The 17911-nt window shown below is 71.8% G+C and carries 14 protein-coding genes; 5 read left to right on the top strand and 9 right to left on the bottom strand.

Annotated elements, in window-relative coordinates; all coding sequences use genetic code 11:
• Positions 1 to 82 precede the first annotated feature (82 nt).
• Together CQ044_RS07495 and CQ044_RS07490 are read right to left on the bottom strand one after the other, a co-directional pair.
• On the bottom strand, positions 83 to 697 hold the full coding sequence (locus tag CQ044_RS07495; RefSeq protein ID WP_105687889.1) for a hypothetical protein: 615 nt from the start codon (positions 695 to 697) through the stop codon (positions 83 to 85).
• Between the two features lie 155 nt (positions 698 to 852).
• Positions 853 to 2133: a hypothetical protein gene (locus CQ044_RS07490; RefSeq protein ID WP_146116756.1), complete on the bottom strand. Its 1281-nt coding sequence runs from the start codon at positions 2131 to 2133 to the stop codon at positions 853 to 855.
• A 244-nt stretch (positions 2134 to 2377) separates the two neighbouring features.
• Here CQ044_RS07490 and CQ044_RS07485 point away from each other — a divergent pair, with 244 nt between their 5' ends.
• Both CQ044_RS07485 and CQ044_RS07480 read left to right on the top strand, forming a co-directional pair.
• Positions 2378 to 3988, top strand: coding sequence for a response regulator transcription factor (locus CQ044_RS07485; protein WP_105687887.1), 1611 nt, complete (start codon positions 2378 to 2380; stop codon positions 3986 to 3988).
• Between the two features lie 143 nt (positions 3989 to 4131).
• On the top strand, positions 4132 to 5223 hold the full coding sequence (locus CQ044_RS07480; RefSeq protein ID WP_181158217.1) for an NAD(P)/FAD-dependent oxidoreductase: 1092 nt from the start codon (positions 4132 to 4134) through the stop codon (positions 5221 to 5223).
• 193 nt (positions 5224 to 5416) lie between these two features.
• Here the strand turns inward: CQ044_RS07480 and CQ044_RS07475 are convergent, their stop codons facing one another.
• Positions 5417 to 6559: a beta-propeller fold lactonase family protein gene (locus CQ044_RS07475; protein WP_105687885.1), complete on the bottom strand. Its 1143-nt coding sequence runs from the start codon at positions 6557 to 6559 to the stop codon at positions 5417 to 5419.
• Positions 6560 to 6678: 119 nt separating this feature from the next.
• Positions 6679 to 7965 (bottom strand): adenylosuccinate synthase, encoded by a 1287-nt coding sequence (locus CQ044_RS07470; protein ID WP_045271557.1) that lies wholly within the window; start codon positions 7963 to 7965, stop codon positions 6679 to 6681.
• Between the two features lie 220 nt (positions 7966 to 8185).
• On the opposite strand from CQ044_RS07470, the gene CQ044_RS07465 reads away from it, so the two are divergent.
• Positions 8186 to 9067: a hypothetical protein gene (locus CQ044_RS07465; protein WP_146116755.1), complete on the top strand. Its 882-nt coding sequence runs from the start codon at positions 8186 to 8188 to the stop codon at positions 9065 to 9067.
• A 118-nt stretch (positions 9068 to 9185) separates the two neighbouring features.
• Positions 9186 to 10145: a DMT family transporter gene (locus CQ044_RS07460; RefSeq protein WP_105687883.1), complete on the top strand. Its 960-nt coding sequence runs from the start codon at positions 9186 to 9188 to the stop codon at positions 10143 to 10145.
• Between the two features lie 33 nt (positions 10146 to 10178).
• Here CQ044_RS07460 and CQ044_RS07455 read toward each other — a convergent pair whose 3' ends face one another.
• From CQ044_RS07455 to CQ044_RS07445, 3 genes are all read right to left on the bottom strand, one after another.
• The gene (locus tag CQ044_RS07455) at positions 10179 to 11606 is read right to left on the bottom strand and encodes a mechanosensitive ion channel domain-containing protein (RefSeq protein ID WP_105687882.1); all 1428 of its coding nucleotides are present in this window, start codon (positions 11604 to 11606) and stop codon (positions 10179 to 10181) included.
• Between the two features lies 1 nt (position 11607).
• Entirely contained in the window at positions 11608 to 13755 is a 2148-nt protein-coding gene (locus CQ044_RS07450; RefSeq protein WP_105687881.1) for an adenylate/guanylate cyclase domain-containing protein, read from the bottom strand.
• A 129-nt stretch (positions 13756 to 13884) separates the two neighbouring features.
• Complete coding sequence (locus tag CQ044_RS07445; protein ID WP_105687880.1) at positions 13885 to 15189, bottom strand: acyltransferase; 1305 nt, start codon at positions 15187 to 15189, stop codon at positions 13885 to 13887.
• Positions 15190 to 15345: 156 nt separating this feature from the next.
• Between CQ044_RS07445 and CQ044_RS07440 the strand changes: the two genes are divergently transcribed.
• Positions 15346 to 15726 (top strand): DUF4190 domain-containing protein, encoded by a 381-nt coding sequence (locus CQ044_RS07440; protein WP_105687879.1) that lies wholly within the window; start codon positions 15346 to 15348, stop codon positions 15724 to 15726.
• A gap of 6 nt (positions 15727 to 15732) precedes the next feature.
• Here CQ044_RS07440 and CQ044_RS07435 read toward each other — a convergent pair whose 3' ends face one another.
• On the bottom strand, positions 15733 to 16404 hold the full coding sequence (locus CQ044_RS07435; protein ID WP_105687878.1) for a response regulator transcription factor: 672 nt from the start codon (positions 16402 to 16404) through the stop codon (positions 15733 to 15735).
• Entirely contained in the window at positions 16401 to 17654 is a 1254-nt protein-coding gene (locus tag CQ044_RS07430; protein WP_105687877.1) for a sensor histidine kinase, read from the bottom strand. Before CQ044_RS07430 ends, CQ044_RS07435 begins: the two co-directional genes overlap by 4 nt.
• Between the last annotated feature and the right edge of the window lie 257 nt (positions 17655 to 17911).

Raw genomic sequence — 17911 nt, 5'->3', positions numbered from 1 at the left:
GTGGTCGCAGAGCACGGCGCCCCCCCGACCTCATCCACCCTCCCAGAACAGCCGGAGTCCAGCGCGGATTCCTGAGAAATCGTCAGACGGGGTCCGCGGCGGGTGTCACGACCGACGGATCCCGGACTTCGATCACGAGCGGAGCGTCGGCATCCGCATCCCTGATGCGCCAGATCCGCGCCCGCGCGCCGACGCCGGGCACCTGCGTCTGGAGGAGCATCGGCGTCCCTGCCGTCGCTCGTTCCCACGTCCCGGAGAGCGCGCCTCCGGCGACGTCGACCACGAGCTCGAAGCGGTCGACGCCGCCGTCCTCGATCGTCGACACCGTGCGCGCCCGGACCGCGCCGTCGAGGCGCTCGATGCGGCCGGCCGCATCGAGCCAGCGCGCATGGGCCCGGACGCGCTCCGCACTGTGCACCAGGGAGCCGATGTAGACCGCCCAGAGCACCACGACGAGGACCGCGATGAACACGGTGAAGAAGAGCGAGAACCAGACGCCGGGAGTCGTCATCGTCCAGAGCGGGACGATCGAGCCCGCCCCCACGACCGTGGCGAGCACGAGGAGCACCACGAAGACCGCCCTGGCGCCGGGGCGCATCGCACCTCGCAGCGGAAGCTCGGTCGGCGGAACCGGATCCGGCCAGTGCTCGACGAGCACCACGACCTGACCGACGGACGCCGAGGGCGGAGGGGTCATAGCCGGGAGTCTAGGGCGTGGAGGGAAACGGTCTGGGCGTCAGTTCCGCAGGAGATCTGCAACTCCGCGGGAGGATCCGCGCGGGAATCACCTGCGAAGTTGCAAGGATCCTGCAGAGTGGCGATGTCACGCCGCGGGACGGCGGCCCCGGTCCCTCAGCGGCAGGCCATCGCCTGCTGCACGACCGCGTCCGGCGGGGAACCGTACGCCTGCGTGCCGTTGCCCGGATCGGTGAATCCCATGCCGATGGCCCAGGCCGTCGCCCACGCCTCCGCCGAGGCCGAGTCCGTGTTGTCGACCATCGACCGGCACTTCGTCGCGATCGCATGTCCGGCCTCGTGCGCCACCAGCGCTCTGCTGGAATCGCCGGGCCATTCCTCGGCGACGGAGTTGGACAGCAGGATCGTCGCGTACTGGCCCGACTCGATCGGCGTGCGCGTCTCACCGGACAGGTAGCCGTTGTCGCCGCCGAGGTCGTTCACCCGATCCGCCCACTGGAAATCGAGCAGCACCCCGGGGACGAGGGATCGCGCGAAGTCCTCGATCTGCTGTCGCGCCCCCTGCAGCGGACCCGCCTCGGCCGCGAGAGTCGCGACGTGCCCGTCGCGCACCTGCTGCACGGTCGTGGCGTAGTCGCGGAATCCCTGCGCGACCTGCTCGTCGAAGGAGGTGGTGGCGACCAGCTGGGCAGACAGCTCGCGCAGCGTCAGGACGCCCTCGTTCGGCGAAGGCGTGTTGTCGCTCTCGATCTGCGCGGCGAGCCCGCCCGCGGCCTTGACCACGGCGAGACCCGTCTCACCGATCGCGCTGGTCGCGGATCCGAGTTCCTCGGACGAGTGGCCGAGCGCCGAGGTCAGGGTGCTGACCTCGCGCGAATCCGCTTCCAGCCGGGCCGTACGGGCGTACAGCTCCCAGAACCAGGACGGCTTCGTGCCGGGCTCGGGAACCCGGGCGCTGGTCAGCGACATGGCCGCAGCGGACGCCTTCTGCGCGCGGTCCCGCGCCGTGGTGAGCCCGGCCCTGTGCGCGTCGGTGACGAGGGCGGGATCGGTCACGCCCAGCAGCACGTCGGCGGCACGCGCGGATTCGTCGTCGACGGCGCGGACGCGCTCGTTGTTCGACGCCTCATCGCCCTGCTTCGTCAAGGCCGTCGCCAGCTGCGTGTGCGCCTGGTCGTAGCCGAGGTTCGCCGTGAGCTGCAGCACCGCGCCGACACCGGCGAGCAGCAGCACCCCGGCGATCGACAGCGACCGGGCCAGCACGACGCGGCGCCGACGACGGGGAGCCGGGTCGGCGGGTGCGGGGGCCTGGCCGGGCGAGACCCCGCCCACGGGACCGGCGGAACCGAAGCCGACAGCGAGCTCGTGACCGCCCTCCCGCGCGACGTCGAGGGGATCCGGTGCGCCGGGCGCGGGCATCGACTCGTCATCTGCCACGTTCATATCCCCCGCCCGCATTCGCGTCGCTGCGTCGTGCGCGGTGGCCGTCGGCCCCGCTGCGATCAGACTAGAGCCTGACGGGAGCAGGCGACACGACCGCGGGACCGGATCCTGTGCTGACATCCTGCAGGTCGATGGTGGCTCCGCAGGAGAGTCCGAGCAGGAATCGCCTGCCGAGTTGCAAGCATCCTGCATCGAACACGCCCTTGTCCCCTGTCGCGGTCGGGAACATACTGTGCGCATGGCGATCCGGGACGCGCCCGTCGTGGACTGGACGGGCCGATTCGACGACCTCGCGGCGCAGGAGGCGATCCTCGGCGCCGACGAGCTGGACGAGCTCGGTCAGGCGGCCTGGTTCACCGGCCGCGACGAGGTCAGCCGCCGGGCCTGGGAGCGCGCGCACCTGCGCCACCTCGATGACGGAAACCTCGCGGCAGCTGTGCGATGCGTGTTCTGGCTCGGCTTCACGCTCAGCGAGCAGGGGGAGGAGGTGCTCGCCCGCTCGTGGATGGGTCGTCTGTTCGATCTCTGCGCCCGGCCGGAGGCCGATGCGCGCACGGAGGTGTTCCAGGAGCTGTGCGGCGCGGTCGCCCGGTACGCACAGGGCGACCCGGAAGGATCCGTCCCGCTCTACCGGCAGGCCGCGGACTCCGCGGCCGCTGCCCGTGATACCGACGTCGAGGCCCTCGCCACGATGGGACTGGGCCGTTCGCTCGTGCATCTCGGCCGGCCCGAGGAGGGTTTCGTGTGCCTGGACAGGGTGATGCTCATGATCGGATCTGGTCGTGTCAGCGACAGAGCCGCTGGCCCTGCGTTCTGCGCCGTCGTAGCGAGTCTCCTCGCGCGCGGGGATCTGGAACGCGCTCGGGTGTGGACGCGCGACCTCGGAGACTGGTGCGACACGCAGCGGGGGCTTGAGCCGTTCCGTGGCGAATGCACACTGCATCGCGCCACGGTCATGCAGCTGGGCGGCGAATGGGGAGCGGCGACCAAGGCCGTGGAGCAGGTGTGCCGCACAGAGAAGCGGACAGAGACCCTCGGAAACGCCTGGTATCGCGCGGCGGAGCTGCATCGGGTCGCCGGCAGAGCGGCACGAGCCCGAGATGCGTTCCGGGAGGCCGCGGCGCTCGGACGCGAGGTGCAGCCCGGCCTCGCCTTGATGCACCGGGACGGCGGAGAGCTCGACACCGCGTGGTCCGGCCTGACCAGGGCGCGGGCGACGGCGCTCGGCCCCGCCGAACGCGCCGAGGTGCTCGCTGCGGCCGTGAGAGTGGCTCTGGACCGCGGTCGCCTCACCGAGGCCCGCGCCGCTTCCGAAGAGCTCGCCGCGTGCGCCGTCGCGTTCGATACCCCCTGCCTGCGTGCCCAGGCGGCACAGGCCAGCGGCGAGATCGCGCTGCGGGAAGGCCGTCCTGCCGAGGCGCTGCCACTGCTGCGTGCCGCCTGGCTGGATTGGCGGCGCCTCGACGCGCCTCATCCCGCCGCGCTCGTGCGCATCGCGATCGGATCCGCCGCCCGCGCCGCCGGCGACGAGGAAGGCGCGCAACTCGAGTTCGACGCGGCCCGCGCGGTGCTGGAGGGGCTGGGCGCCGTGCCGGATCTCGCCCGGCTCGAGCGCCTCGCCACGACCGCGCATCGGGAGGCATCGGATCCGGGACTCAGCCGACGCGAACGCGAGGTGCTCGAGCTCGTCGCCAAGGGGTGGTCGAACCGCCGCATCGCGGAACGTCTGTTCCTCAGCGAGCGCACGGTCGCGCGCCACGTCGGCAGCATCCTCAGCAAACTCGACGTGCCGTCGCGCTCGGCCGCGACCGCGTACGCCTTCGGGCACGGGCTGGTCGGCATCGGCTGAGCCGCCGCGAGGACTCGCCGAGCGACCCGGATCCCGATCCGCGACCTTCTCGGAATTGGTCATTTCTGCCGATGCCGCGGGTTCCTGCCCCGTCGTACCGTGCCGGAGAACCGGAGAACCGGATCTCCGGAGAGGAGGTCATCATGTCCACCACGACACTCGACCTGGCGATCGTCGGCGCGGGCGCGGCGGGGCTGCACACCGCACGCCGGGCGATGGACCGCGGCGCGACGATCGGCGTCTTCGATGCGCACGCGCGCATCGGCGATTCCTGGCGCGAGCGCTACCGTTCTCTGCGCCTGTTCACCCCGCGGCGCTGGGCGGAGCTGCCCGGACTGCGCCTCGAGATCGGGATGTTCGAGTACCCGACGGCGGCACAGCTCGCGGACTATCTGGAGCGGTATGCGATGACGTTCGAGATCCCGGTGCGCACGGCCACACGCGTCCAGCGGCTCTCTGTGGAGCCGGACGGCCGCTTCCGCATCGAGCTCGACGCGGGCGAGGAGGCCGTCGCGGACAAGGTGGTCGTCGCCGCCGGCGTGCACCACCGGCCGGTCGTGCCCGCGTTCGCCACGGGGCTGGATCCGTCGATCCGCCAGCTGCACTCGCTCGAGTACCAGGGCCCGGAGGACTTCGCGACGGGGGCGGTGCTCATCGTGGGCGCCGCGAACTCGGGGACCGACATCGCCCTCGAAGCGGCCGCCAACGGACACGGGACCGTCCTCGCGGGCCGCCACCCGGGCCAGGTACCCGGACGCATCGACACCCCGGTCGGGAACCTGATCAGCGGGATCTTCATCCGCCGCCTGCGCAACATCACGCTCGACACCGAGAAGGGGCGCCGTGTCTGGGAGCAGCAGCGCGGGCACGGCGTGAACCTGGTCCGCAACCACCTGTCCGACCTGCGCCGCGCGGGCATCCGCCGGGTCGGCCGGGTGGCCGGCATCGACGACGGCCTCCCGGTGCTGGAGGGCGGCGAGCGGCTGCACCCCGCGACGATCGTGTGGTGCACCGGATCCCGCCCGATCCTGAACTGGATCGACATCCCGGGATTCGCGGATGAGAACGGGATCCGGCATGAGCGCGGTCTGTCCACGACCGTGCCAGGGCTCGCGTTCATGGGCCTGCCGTTCCAGTACTCGATCGCGTCACCCACACTGATGGGCATGGGTCGCGATGCCGACTACGTGGTCGAGCATCTGCTGCAGCCGGCGCCCGCGCTGCGGGCGGTGTGAGGGCGGGGTCGGCGGGGTGCGCGGTGCCCTGGGCCTGGGCGTCCGCAACTCTGCGCGGCGTCCATTCCGCAGGAGATTTGCAACTCCGCAGGAGGATCCGGGCCGGAATCGCCTGCAGAGTTGCAAAGGTCCTGCGGAGTTGCGCGCCCGAACCGCGCGCACAAGCCGCCCGCTTGCCTAGCTGCCTGCCTGCTCAGCGCACCGACAGCAGGTGCGTCGGCGCGGGGGCGGGAGTGCGGTGCCGGACGCGACCAGGGGCTCCGGTGCGGTCGTCGAGGTCGAGCACGCTGATCTCGTCCGAGCGCTGGCCCGCGACGAGCAGCGCGCCGTCGTGCACGAGGTGGTGGCGCGGCCAGTCCACGCCCGCATCGGCGAGCGCGAGGGGCTCGACCCGCTCGCCGGAGCCGCGCACGCGGAGCGCGGCGATCGTGTTGCTGCCGCGCACCCCGGCGTAGAGCGTCTCGCCGTCGCGCGAGCGGCTGAGCTCGGCCGGATAGTCGTGGCCCGGCGTCACGATCGCCGAGACCGGGACGCCGGAGACCAGGCCCCAACGGCCCTCGCGGTCGGCGGCCAGGGTGAACAGCTCGCACGAGTACTCGGTCACCACGTGCAGGTGCCCGCTGGGATGCGCGACCATGTGCCGGGGACCGGATCCGCGCGGCAGCACCACTTCGTGATCGGGCGTCAGCCCCGACGCCGAAGGGCGCCAGATCCGCACGAGGTCGTAGCCGAGGTCGGTCGTCGCGATCCGGCCGTCGGGCAGGAAGGCCGCCGCGTGCGCGTGCGAGACGCGGGGATCTCCGTTCGGATCCAGGCGGTTCGGATCCGCGGCGTAGGGATCCTCGGCGACCATCGGATCCGCGCGGTCCTGGGACTCGTCGCCCCCCTCGCGCTCCTCGGCGTCGCGGTCGCCGAACAGCGCCGCCCGCAGCTCCGCCGCCTTGTCGCGCGCACCGGGCACGAGGCCGCCGTCCGCGCCCAGCCCGATCCGCACCACCCGGCCGTCGCCGTAGCAGCTCGCCACGAGGAAGCGGCCGTCGGGCGCGACGGCGAGGTGGCACACGGACTGCCCCGCCGCGACCGGCCGCCCGAGCGGGCGCAGGGCGGTCTCGCCCGCGCGCGCGAACGCGGCGACCTCCCCTGATCCCTCGAGCGCCGCGTAGACGACGTCGAGCGTCGGATGCTGCGCGAGCCAGGACGGCGATGGAGCCGGCGCGACCGCGCCGCGGTACGCGAGCGTCGTCGGCCCATGCCCCTCGTCGACCGCCAGCACGCCGATGCCGTCGGCGTGCCCGTCCATGTCGACGCCGTAGCCGCCGACCCAGAATCGCGTCATCGCATCCTCACTCTCTCGTCGAGTGCACGCCCTGCTGTCGAGTGCACGGGTCGTTCACGCCGATAGCCCGTGCATTCGGCAGTATCCCGTGCGCTCGGCACGCGGCCGCCCCGCAGAGGTCAGTCGACGAGGTCGTGGCGCACGACGACCTGGTCGCGCTCCGGGCCGACGCCGATCACCGAGATGCGCGTGCCGCTCATCTTCTCCAGCGCGAGCACGTAGTCCTGCGCGTTCTTCGGCAGATCCTCGAACGTGCGCGCGGAGGAGATGTCCTCCTGCCAGCCCGGGAAGTACTCCAGGATCGGCTTCGCGTGGTGGAAGTCGCTCTGGTTCACCGGCACGTCGTCGAAGCGCACGCCGTCGACGTCGTAGGCGACGCAGACCGGGATCTGGTCGAGGCCGTCGAGGATGTCGAGCTTGGTGAGCACGAGGTCGGTGATGCCGTTCACGCGGGTCGCGTAGCGGGTGATCGGGGCGTCATACCAGCCCACCCGGCGCGGACGCCCTGTGGTGGTGCCGAACTCGAAGCCGCGCGCGCGCAGCCAGTCGCCCTGCTCGTCGAAGAGCTCGGTGGGGAAGGGGCCGGATCCGACCCGCGTCGTGTACGCCTTCACGATGCCGACGATGCGATCCAGACGGCCGGGGCCGACGCCGGATCCGGTCGCGGCGCCTCCGGCGGTCGCCGAGGACGACGTCACGAACGGGTAGGTGCCGTGGTCGACGTCGAGCATCGTGGCCTGGCCGCCCTCGAACACGACGACTTCGCCGCGCTGCAGCGCGTCGTCGAGCAGGTGACCGGTGTCGGCGACCATCGGACGCAGCCGCTCGGCGTAGGAGAGCAGGTCTTCCACGATCTCGTCGCACGTGATGGCGCGACGGTTGAAGACCTTCACCAGCAGGTGGTTCTTCTGGTCGAGGGCGCCCTCGACCTTCTGGCGCAGGATGTTCTCGTCGAAGAGGTCCTGCACGCGGATCCCCACGCGGTTGATCTTGTCGGCGTAGGCCGGGCCGATGCCGCGGCCGGTGGTGCCGATCATGCGCTTGCCGAGGAAGCGCTCCGTGACCTTGTCGAGCGTGCGGTGGTACTGGGTGATGATGTGCGCGTTGGCGCTCACCTTGAGGCGCGAGGTGTCGATGCCGCGGGATCCGAGGGCCTCGAGTTCGTGGAAGAGCACTTCCAGGTCGATCACGACGCCGTTGCCGATCACGGGGGTGACGCCGGCCGAGAGGATGCCGGAGGGCAGCAGGTGCAGAGCGTACTTCTCGTCGCCGACGACGACCGTGTGCCCCGCGTTGTTGCCGCCGTTGAACTTGACGACCCAGTCGGTGCGCTCGCCGAGCAGATCCGTGGCCTTGCCCTTGCCCTCGTCGCCCCACTGGACGCCGACGATCACGATTCCTGGCATGGGTGTTCCCCCTTTTCAGCGGCCTGCGGGCCCCTGGGGGCGGCCGCATCCGCTGCCGTGCTTTCGCCGGGTTTGCACCGGCTGATGAGCTGGCCCGATCGGGCGGAGCCAGTCTATCGGAGGGTGCGGACGGGCCGTGGGGACTCCTAGTGCGGACGGGCGTTCGGATATCGTGAGGCGCACGCCCCTGCTGGGGCGCACCGCCGAATCGGATCAGGACATGACGCAGGAGACGGATCTCGGATCCGCGGCCCCGGGCGCACCGCCCGCAGGGTCCCCGCGTCGCGCCGCCCGACTCGAGCCGCAGTCCGCGTCGATCCTGCCCACCGCCGCTCCGGTCGCACGCGCCGGAGAAGGGCCCCAGGGCCTCGGCCGACGCAGGGCGCTCCTGCTCGTCGGCGGAGCGGCCGCGGTGCTGCTCTGCGCAGCCGGGGGCGTGCTCGTCCTCGGTCTCCACCCCGCCACGACCGACCGCCCGGCGACCGCGGCCTCGGCCTCGGCCTCGGCCTCGGACATCTCGGTCGAGGCCGGCACCCGGAATCCGGCGAACGCCCTGCTCGGAGAGGGTGGCGGCTCACCCGGCCCCCTCCCGCGCACCGCACCGGCCGCGACGACGGCTCCCGCGACGCCTGCTCCCGCGACGCCGACCGAGCCGCCGCTCGCGGATCCCCCGGCCGACGGCGGCACCTCGTCCGGGCCGACTCCCGGTGACGGCACGACGCCGGGCGGCACGGCTCCAGGGCCCGGCACGCCCTCGACCCCCTCCACGCCATCCGGCCCCGGCGCGCCGTCGCAGCCGACGCCGGTGCCGGCCGCGCCGAAGCCGCTCGCCTTCGCCGGCCTGACGCGCAACGCGACGGTCGGGCTGCTCGGCATCCGGATCCTCTCCAGCGACACCCTGTCGCTCTCCGGGGAGCCGGGGGCGACGGCATCCGTGAGCTACGGATCCTCGCCCGCCGGATCCGCGACCTTCGACGGGTCGGGCCACGCGACGCTCACGGTCGGCGGATCGCTGATCGACCTCGGCGACCCCGTGATCACGGTCGCCTACTCGGACGGCACGGCGGGCACGGCTATCCACGCCCGCCGCAGCGCGCTCTAGCACCGGCGCCGGTGCGGGCGTCCGCCACGCCGGTTCCCGGTGAGCGTGGCGGGATATCGGTGAGGGATGGCGGTCGCCGTGCTCGACCGATGTCCGCGGCCCCTGCGACGATCGAAGGATGACGGAGACCACCCAGGGACGCCCGCGACGACCCGCGGAGGGCGGCGGCACGGCCGCACCGGCCCCGCGGCGCCATGGAGCGCTCGTCCTGATCGCGGCCGTGGTCACGGTCGTCCTGTGGGCCTCGGCGTTCATCGGCATCCGCGGCGCGGGGCCCCACTTCGACCCCGGCGCGCTGGCGCTGCTGCGCATGGCTGTCGGAACGGTCGCGCTCACCGCCCTCGCGCTCAAGCGCGGCATCCGCCTGCCGGCGCGGCGGCTCTGGCTGCTGGTCGTGGTGTGGGGCGTCGGCTGGTTCTGCATCTACAACCTGGCGCTCAACGCGGCGGAGCACACCCTCGACGCCGGCACCGCCGCGATGGTGGTCAACCTCGCGCCGCTCATGGTCGTCGTGTTCAGCGGGCTGTTCCTGCGCGAGGGGTTCCCGAAGCCGCTGCTGATCGGAGCCCCGATCGCATTCGGAGGCGTCGTGCTGATCGGCCTGAACTCCTCGACGAAGAGCGGGGCCATCGACATCGCGGGCCTCCTGCTCGCACTTCTCGCCGCGGTCATGTACGCCGGATGCACCCTGCTGCAGAAGCACCTGCTGAGCGCCGGCACCGATGCGACCACGCTCACCTGGCTGGGCGCGGCCGTCGGAACGGTCGCCCTGCTGCCCTGGACCGGCAGCCTCGTGGGCGCGCTGCAGACCGCTCCGCTCGATGCGACGCTCTGGGTGGTCTACCTCGGCATCTTCCCGACCGCGATCGCCTTCACCACCTGGGCCTATGTGCTGCAGCGCAGCACCGCGGGGCAGACCTCGGCAACCACCTACGTGGTGCCGGCGATCGCGATCCTGCTGTCATGGCTGATCCTCGGCGAGGTGCCGACCCCGCTCATGTTCCTCGGCGGCGCGCTCTGCCTGCTCGGGGTGCTCGTCACGCGGCTGCGGTGGCGGCGGCGCGACCGCTTCGCCTGACCCCGGCGCGACCGCACAGCCTGACGCCGGGCATCAGCGCGGCCGGATCTCCCCTCGGGGAAGGCCGAGGGCGGCGATCGCCTCGGCGGTCGCGGCACGCTTGAGCTCGAGCGACTCGCCGATCTCGGCCGCGAGTCTCGGGTGCACCCGGATCAGCTCGTCGATGACGTCGAGCGGGATCCGCAGCACGGTCAGCACCTCCACCGCGGAGATCGTCACCGTGGTGCGCTCGCGGGTGAGCGCCGTCTGGCCGATCAGTTCGCGCGGGCCGGCCTCGCCCACCGGGATCCGTGCGTCCCCGGTCTCGAACTGCATCACGACCCGGCCGGACAGGATCAGGCGCACCTCGTTCGGCACGATGCCGGCGGACAGCACGACTTCGCCGATGCCGTACCGCTGCAGCTTCGCACCGTTGCGCACGAGGTCTCTGCCCGCCTCGTCGAGGTGCAGCACGGGCGCGGCCTCCTCGAGCGCGGCGTCGAGCATCGCGGGCTCGGCGATCGGATCGGTCGCATCGCCGTCGAGGGCGAATCCGCGCCGCCGTGCGGCGTACCAGAGCCAGGAGAGATAGAGGGAGAGCGCGGCCGAGGCCTCGGCCGGCGCCGCGATCGGGATCGAGACCGTGTACTTCGCGGAGCCGGCGTACTCGGCGCTCGCCCGCTCCTCGCGCCACCGCATCGGCAGTCCGTCGGCGAGCTGCACGAGCAGAGCCATGACCTCCTGCGGCGGGTCGTCGGTGCTGAAGGACATCGACGCCGTCGCGTAGTACGGACCTGCGGGCTCGCTCATGTTCGTGAACGAGGCGCCGGAGAGCGTCGAGTTCGGGACGATCTGGATCCCGGATCCGGTGTCGATGTGCACCGCACGCCAGTTGACCCCGACGACCCGTCCCTTCACTCCTCCGGTGTCGAGCCAGTCGCCGATCTTGAACGGCTGCTCGAACAGCAGCAGCAGACCGGAGACGACGCCGCCCGCCGCGTTCTGCAGCGCCAGGCCGATGACGATCGAGGTCACGCCCAGGGCAGTGAAGAGGCCGCCCACGTCGGCGTCCCACACCCAGGAGAACAGCATCGCGAGACCCACGACGACCAGCACGAGCCGCGCGATCTCGACGAAGATCGACGGCACGCGTCGCCGCCAGGATCCCTCCTCCGCGTTCGCGAAGAGGACGACGTTGAAGGCGGAGAGCACGAGCAGGATCAGCAGGAACCCGAAGATCGTCGCGACGACCCGCACCCAGACGTAGCCGTCGTCCTTCTGCCCGATCGCGAAGACGAGCAGGGCGAACAGCGCCCCGGCGGGGATGACCGCGTTGCGCAGCAGCGCGACCGGCTTGGCCATCGGGTTGCCACGGCGGCGGAGCGCTCCGAGCAGCTCGGTCAGCCCCACGAGGAGCACGGGCACGCCGACGGCGAGCCCGATCAGCCACCAGGTCCAGCCCTGCTGGAACAGGCCGCCCATGTCAGGCCACCTTCCACACGGTCTCGGCCTTGCCGCGCACCTCGACGGTCCCCGCCTCGACGTACTCCACGAGCTCGGCGGTGCGGTCGCGCACCTCCTGGCTGACGTAGATGCCGGGATCACCGCTCACCGAGCGCACCCGGTAGGCGAGGTTCACCGCGTCGCCCCACAGGTCGTAGGCGAGGCTCGTGCGCGCGACCAGGCCGCTCGTCACGGCGCCGGTGTCGACGCCGGCGCGCAGACCGATCGCCGTACCGTTCTGCGCGTTGAACCTCTCCAGCACCTCGCGCAGGCTGCGGGCGAACTCGACCGCCCTGCGCACGTTGTCGACCCGCGGGACGATCAGCCCCGAGGAGGCCAGGTATCCGCCGTGCAGCGTGCGCACCTTCTCGACGCCGGCGCGCTCCGCAGCCTCGTCGAAGCCGCGCATGAGCATGTTGAGCTGTGCGATCTCCTCCTCGGCCGTGAGGCTCCTGCTGTGGTCGTCGAAGCCGATGAGTTCGGCGAAGACCACCGACACGTTGTCGTGCGCCTCGGTGATCGCCTCCTCGCCCTGCTTGTACTTCTCGGCCACGCTCTGCGGCATGAGCGTGTGCATAAGGCGCTCGTTCTCCTCGCGCTGGTCGTCGATCAGCTGCTGCTTGATCCGCAGGCTCGACGCCATGTCGTTGAACGCGCTGCCGAGGTCTCCGAACTCGTCTCGCGATCCGGCCGGGACCTGCACGTCGAGATCGCCCTCGGCGACCTGGTGCACCGCGGTGACGAGGCGGTTGATCGGGCGGGTGAACACCTGCGCCAGCAGGAGGGAGAGGAGGGCGACCGCGAGCATGATCCCGAGGAGCGAGATCAGCACGATCCGCGTGAAGTCGTCCACGGGCGCGAAGGCCTCGCTCGAGTCGATGCGCGCGATGACGACCCAGTCCAGGCCGTCCACGTCGAGCGGTCCGTAGCTGACGACGCTCGACCCGCTGATGTAGTCGGATCCCTCGAGCGTGCCGCTCTTCCCGCTCTGCGCGCGGGTCACCGCCTCGCCCGTGATCGGCTGGATCAGGACGGTGCCGGCGACCTCTGCGGCGCGCTTCGCGGCCGCCGTGGGCGTGCCGTGATCGACGGCGTTCTGCACGTACTGCTTCGGGTGCTCGACCACCTCGCGCGAGGTGCTGCGCATGAGACCGTCCCGCCCGACGAGGTAGACCTCGCCCGTCGTGCCGAGTCCCTGACCCTTCCAGCCGTTGCTGCCCGTCATCACGTCGTTGACGAACGACAGCGGGAGCTGGATCGCGAGCGCGCCGGTGATGCCATCGTCGTTGCCGATCGGCGACACGATCCACATGGTCGGGGTGCCCATGGACGGCACCCAGCGCTCGAAGTCGGTCATCACGACGGTGTCGACCGAGTTCGTCGCGATCGCTTTGCGATAGGCGTCGGCGAGCTTGGAGTCGCGGAGCGGACCGGTGTCGACGTTGCTGCCGATCTCTGGCCCCTTGTACGCCGAGTAGACGACGTCGCCGGTCAGGTTGAGCAGCAGCACGTCCTCGTAGCCGGCCTGCGTCACGAGCCGGGAGAAGTAGTCGCCGTAGCGCGCCGCCGCCGCGGAGTACGTCGTGCCATCCCCGCCGTCATCGGTCGTCAGCATCTTCTCGTAGCCGGCGTCGTCGAGCGCCGTGTTCCGGGCCGTGTAGTGGGCCTGGATCCATCGGCCCGCGGCGGACTCGGGCACGAACGCACCGGATCCGTAGTGGTCGCCCGTCCTCTTCTCGAGCGCGGGGACGAAGTGGTCCGCGTAGAAACCGTCGAGCGCCGTCTCCTGGTCGGCGGGCAGCGTCTGACTCTGCAGCTCGTCGAAGCCGGCGTTGAGCGCCTTCGACATGTTCTGCGCACTGAGATTGCGTGAATTCAGCGCGGCGGTGCGCTGGACGTCAGCGAGCGCGACGGCCATCTCATGGGTGCGCATCTCGCGGATCGTGGTGAGCTGGTCGATCGAGCTCGCGTGCAGGGAGTTGCGCCCGTTGACGAACCCGATCGCGCCGATGATCAGGGCGGAGATCAGGCTCACGCCGAGCAGCATGATCAGCAGCTTCGATTGGATGCTGAGCCCTGCGCGGCCTCTGCCCCTGCCCTTGCGCCCTGCTCTGGCTGCCGGTGACATGCTCTCCACGCGAAACCCCCTCGATCCGGACACGACACTGCGAACGTAGCGGTATACCGGTATCCACGGGAAGAACGGGAACTGTCATTTCGTCATCCGGAGCGTCGGCGCCGTGCGACCCCCGCCGGATCAGCCGGCGCGCAGGCTCCCGCCCGCCAGCCGCACGCTCGCGAGGATCAGCGCCGCGCCGAGCACCCAGGCGGAGGGGGCGGATCCCGCGACGAGGATCGTGACCACGCCGCCCACCCCGACGAGCGCGGACACCGTGGCGCGACCCGTGCCGATCAGGATCGCCCTGGGCTCTCGGGCGGCCTCGCGCCGGCCTACGCGGGCGACGACGAGCGCCACCGCGATCAGCACGACCGCGAACCAGAGCGGGCGGCCCGCCCACCAGGCGGCGCTGAGCGGCACCGGCAGCGACAGCGGGGAGAGCAGCAGCGCTCCGGCGAGCGCGACCACCACGAGCATGTGCCAGGAGTAGATCGTCATCGCCCTGGCGTTGATCCATCCCACCGCGGCCGCCGTCCGCGGGCCCGCGGCCCAGGTGCGCAGTCGCGGGCGCAGGACGAGGAACAGCGCGGTCTGCGCAATGCCGGCCACCACGAGGATCGCCATCGGCGGATTGAGCGCCGTGATGAGGTCGGCCGGCGCGGCGCCGGTGAGGATCAGCACGCCTGCCACCGCGACGGCGGCGCCGGCGATCGCGAGCAGCGGTCCGCGGCGCACGCGGTCCAGGGATCCGTCCGCGACCGCGAAGCCGATCTGCTGCAGCAGCAGCCACACGAAGGCCATGTTGACCAGCCCGATCGCGGTGAGCCCGGTCGCGCCGCGCACGATGTCAACGGCGACGACCCCTGCGGCGAGCGCGACGACGGTGAGGATCCGGTGCCGCTCGTGCAGGCGCACCATGAACGGCACGAGCGCCGAGCAGCCGAGGTACACGCCCAGGAACCACAGCGGCTGGCTGATCCGGAATCCGGCCGTGGCGACGACGTCAGCCGGAACCCCGGCGATCATGAGGGCGGCCAGCGCCACCGCGGTCGCCAGGATCGCGCCGGACGCGGGGATCAGCAGCCGGCGCATCCGCGCGGCCACGTAGTCGCCGGTCGTCGCGCCCCGCGCCCGCTGCCGCGTCCACTGCGTGTACGACGCGAAGCCCCCGAGCACGAAGAACAGCGGCATGATCTGCAGGACCCAGGTGAGCGGGGCGAAACCGTCCCAGCCCTCCATCGCGTTGCGCAGGATCGGGGATCCGTCGGCGGCGACGCTCACGCCGACCATCAGCGAGTGCAGCAGCACCACGACCCCCAGCAGGATCGCCCGCACGCCGTCGACGGCCGTGTCGCGGGTGGTCTTCGCCGGGGCGGAGCCGGGGGCGACGGGCCGCGCAGGATGCGCCGGCGCGGGAGCGAGGACGGGGATGAGGAGTGCCATGCCCCTACGGTCGCGGTCAGGTCTCGCCCGCCGCGTCCCGCTGCGGTGCTGAGTACACCCCCTACCGCGGTATCACGACGATCGGGGCGGCGCCGTCGGCCGAGCTGCGCTAGGAAGGAAGGGGGCGCCTCGCCCCATGGAGACCAGGGGGAAGTCATGACCTATCCGCAGGACCCGCAATCGGGGCCGCCGCCGTATCAGGCCGCCCCGCCCTATCCGATGGCGCAGCAGCCCGCGAACGGCCAGGCGTACTACCCGATGCCGACCTACCTCGCCGCGCCGGAGCCCAAGGGGATGAGCATCGCCTCGATGGTGCTCGCGCTCGTCTCGATCCTGTTCGGGTTCACCTTCCTCGTCCCCATCGCGGCGCTGATCCTGGGCATCGCCGGACTGAGGAAGGAGCCGGCGGGGCGTGGCATGGCCGTGGCGGGCGTGATCATCTCGAGCCTGCTCCTGGTGGTGTGGGCTCTGATCGTGGTCGTGATCCTCGTCGTGGGCCTGTCGGTGTTCAGCGTCGCCGTCTCTCAGACGGCCTGACCCGGCTCAGCCCGCGGGCGCGACCAGACCGGCGTCGTAGGCGAGGATCACGGCCTGCACCCTGTCGCGCAGATCGAGCTTGGAGAAGATCCGGCTGACGTGCGTCTTGACGGTCTGCTCCGCGAGGAACAGCTCGGACGCGATCTCGCGGTTCGAGAGCCCCCGCCCGATCAGCACGAGGATCTCGTGCTCCCGTTCGGTCAGGCCCTTCAGGCGCAGCTCCGCGCTGTTCGAGCGCGGGCGGCTCTCCGCGAAGCGCTCGAGCAGGCGCCGGGTGATGCGCGGGGCGAGCAGGGCGTCGCCGGCCGCCACCACGCGCACCGCCTGCACGAGCTCCTCGGGCAGGGCGTCCTTGAGCAGGAATCCACTGGCCCCCGCCTGCAGCGCCTCGTGCACGTACTCGTCGGCGTCGAACGTGGTCAGCACCAGGACGGCGGGCGGGGTGCGGCCGTCGCGCTCGGCGGCGGCGATGATGCGGTGGGTCGCCTCGATCCCGTCGAGGTTCGGCATCCGCACATCCATGAGCACCACGTCCGGACGCAGCCGGCGCGCCTCATCGACGCCCTCGCTCCCGTCCGACGCCTGCCCGATCACGTCGAGCCCGTCCTGCGCCTGCAGGATCGCGGCGAAGCCGGCCCGCAGCATCGCCTGGTCGTCCACGATCAGCACCGTCGTCATGCCTGCTCCTCCCGGGGGATCCGCACCTGCAGCACGTACCCGCCGTCTCCCGTCACTGCCGCGGCGACCGTGCCGCCCATCGCCTCGACGCGCTCGCGCATGCCGCGCAGCCCGTGCCCTCCGCCGTCCGCCCGTGGAGCGATCGCCCTGGTCGGAGCGGCATTGCGGATCCGGATCCCCCGCTCCGCAGGCGTCTCGGTCCAGGCGATCTCCGTCTCCGCACCCGGAGCGTGCCGGGCGACGTTGCTCAGCCCCTCCTGCACCACGCGGTAGGCGGTGAGCCCCAGGAGCGGGTTGCTCTGCTCCGCGGCGGTGAGCTGCCAGGACCCGGTCTCCGTCACGGGCGCGAGGTCGTTCGCCCTGGCGAGAAGCGCGGGAAGGTCGTCGAGCCCAGGTTGCGGGGCGTGGTCGGCCTCGCCCTCCTCGTCGCGGAGCAGCCCGAGGATCACGCGCATCTCCTTCATCGCGGACCGCGCAGTGGCGGCGACCTCGTCGAACTCGGCCGCCGCATCCGCGGGAAGATCCGGCATCCGGTAGCGCGCACTCGCCGCGCGGACCTGGATCGCGGACATGCCGTGCGCGACGACGTCGTGCAGCTCGCGGGCGATGCGCGCCTTGTCCTGCACCGCCTCGCGGCGGGCGAGCTCCGCCGCGGTCGCTGCACGCTCCGCGCGCAGCTGGGCACGCAGGAGCGACCAGTTGCGGATGCCGATTCCGATGGCTGCGGCGACGAGCGTGACAGCGGCGAACACGATCAGGTCGGCGACCACAGGGCCGCTGCCCACGTCGCCCTGCGATTCGGTGGCGATCATGATCGCCAGCAGCACGCTGAACGCCCACCCGGCGACCGGGAGCCACCAGCGCGCCCGCAGTGCGACGCCGATCCAGACGAGTGCATAGGCGACGATGGTCGAGGCGGCGACCGGCCACGGCTGGTCCGGGCCCGACACGGCGAGGCCGGAGAGCGCGCTGCCCGAGATCAGCGCGAGCACGGTCGCCCAGACCGGAGCGAACAGCGCGAGCACGATCGCGGCCGCCTGCAGGAGGGAGAGGATGAGTGCCGCAGCGAGCGGTACGCGATAAGCGGTGGCGCTCAGCGATGCCGCGACCGCGAGCTGGGTGAGCGCACAGGCGACGGCGAACGCCCAGATCGCGAGGTTGCCGCGCCCCGGAACGACGCGCAGCGGCAGGATCCCGAGGCGACGCAGCCCCGGATGTTCTGCTGCAGCCTGCAGGCCCGGATCGGCCATGCGGGCTCCTCTCCACGATCGGCGGGTGATCTGTTCCACCGTACGGGGTCGGGGTCTGCGGAGGGGCAGTCCTCCCCATCCGATCCGGGTCGCACGGTCAGCCTCGGCGGTTACGCTGGCAGGGTCGCGCGGCATGATCGCGCCACGCCAGAGCTGCAGGGGGATCCGCACGTGAGCCAGAACAACGACGCCGCCGCCTTCGCCGCGCAGACCCCGCCCCCGTACGGTGGAACAGATCACCCGCCGATCGTGGAGAG

The sequence above is a fragment of the Microbacterium sp. MYb64 genome, from assembly GCF_002979495.1.
Lineage (GTDB): Bacteria > Actinomycetota > Actinomycetes > Actinomycetales > Microbacteriaceae > Microbacterium > Microbacterium azadirachtae_A.
The sequence above is the reverse complement of the archived record's forward strand: the minus strand, read 5'-3'. Positions and strand labels throughout refer to the sequence as shown.

Excerpts from the sequence above, each read along its gene's own strand:
- CQ044_RS07495 (WP_105687889.1), bottom strand. The coding sequence starts at position 697 with ATGACCCCTCCGCCCTCGGCGTCCGTCGGTCAGGTCGTGGTGCTCGTC.
- CQ044_RS07485 (WP_105687887.1), top strand. The coding sequence starts at position 2,378 with ATGGCGATCCGGGACGCGCCCGTCGTGGACTGGACGGGCCGATTCGAC.
- CQ044_RS07480 (WP_181158217.1), top strand. The coding sequence starts at position 4,132 with ATGTCCACCACGACACTCGACCTGGCGATCGTCGGCGCGGGCGCGGCG.
- CQ044_RS07475 (WP_105687885.1), bottom strand. The coding sequence starts at position 6,559 with ATGACGCGATTCTGGGTCGGCGGCTACGGCGTCGACATGGACGGGCAC.
- CQ044_RS07470 (WP_045271557.1), bottom strand. The coding sequence starts at position 7,965 with ATGCCAGGAATCGTGATCGTCGGCGTCCAGTGGGGCGACGAGGGCAAG.
- CQ044_RS07465 (WP_146116755.1), top strand. The coding sequence starts at position 8,186 with ATGACGCAGGAGACGGATCTCGGATCCGCGGCCCCGGGCGCACCGCCC.
- CQ044_RS07460 (WP_105687883.1), top strand. The coding sequence starts at position 9,186 with ATGACGGAGACCACCCAGGGACGCCCGCGACGACCCGCGGAGGGCGGC.
- CQ044_RS07455 (WP_105687882.1), bottom strand. The coding sequence starts at position 11,606 with ATGGGCGGCCTGTTCCAGCAGGGCTGGACCTGGTGGCTGATCGGGCTC.
- CQ044_RS07450 (WP_105687881.1), bottom strand. The coding sequence starts at position 13,755 with ATGTCACCGGCAGCCAGAGCAGGGCGCAAGGGCAGGGGCAGAGGCCGC.
- CQ044_RS07445 (WP_105687880.1), bottom strand. The coding sequence starts at position 15,189 with ATGGCACTCCTCATCCCCGTCCTCGCTCCCGCGCCGGCGCATCCTGCG.
- CQ044_RS07440 (WP_105687879.1), top strand. The coding sequence starts at position 15,346 with ATGACCTATCCGCAGGACCCGCAATCGGGGCCGCCGCCGTATCAGGCC.
- CQ044_RS07435 (WP_105687878.1), bottom strand. The coding sequence starts at position 16,404 with ATGACGACGGTGCTGATCGTGGACGACCAGGCGATGCTGCGGGCCGGC.
- CQ044_RS07430 (WP_105687877.1), bottom strand. The coding sequence starts at position 17,654 with ATGGCCGATCCGGGCCTGCAGGCTGCAGCAGAACATCCGGGGCTGCGT.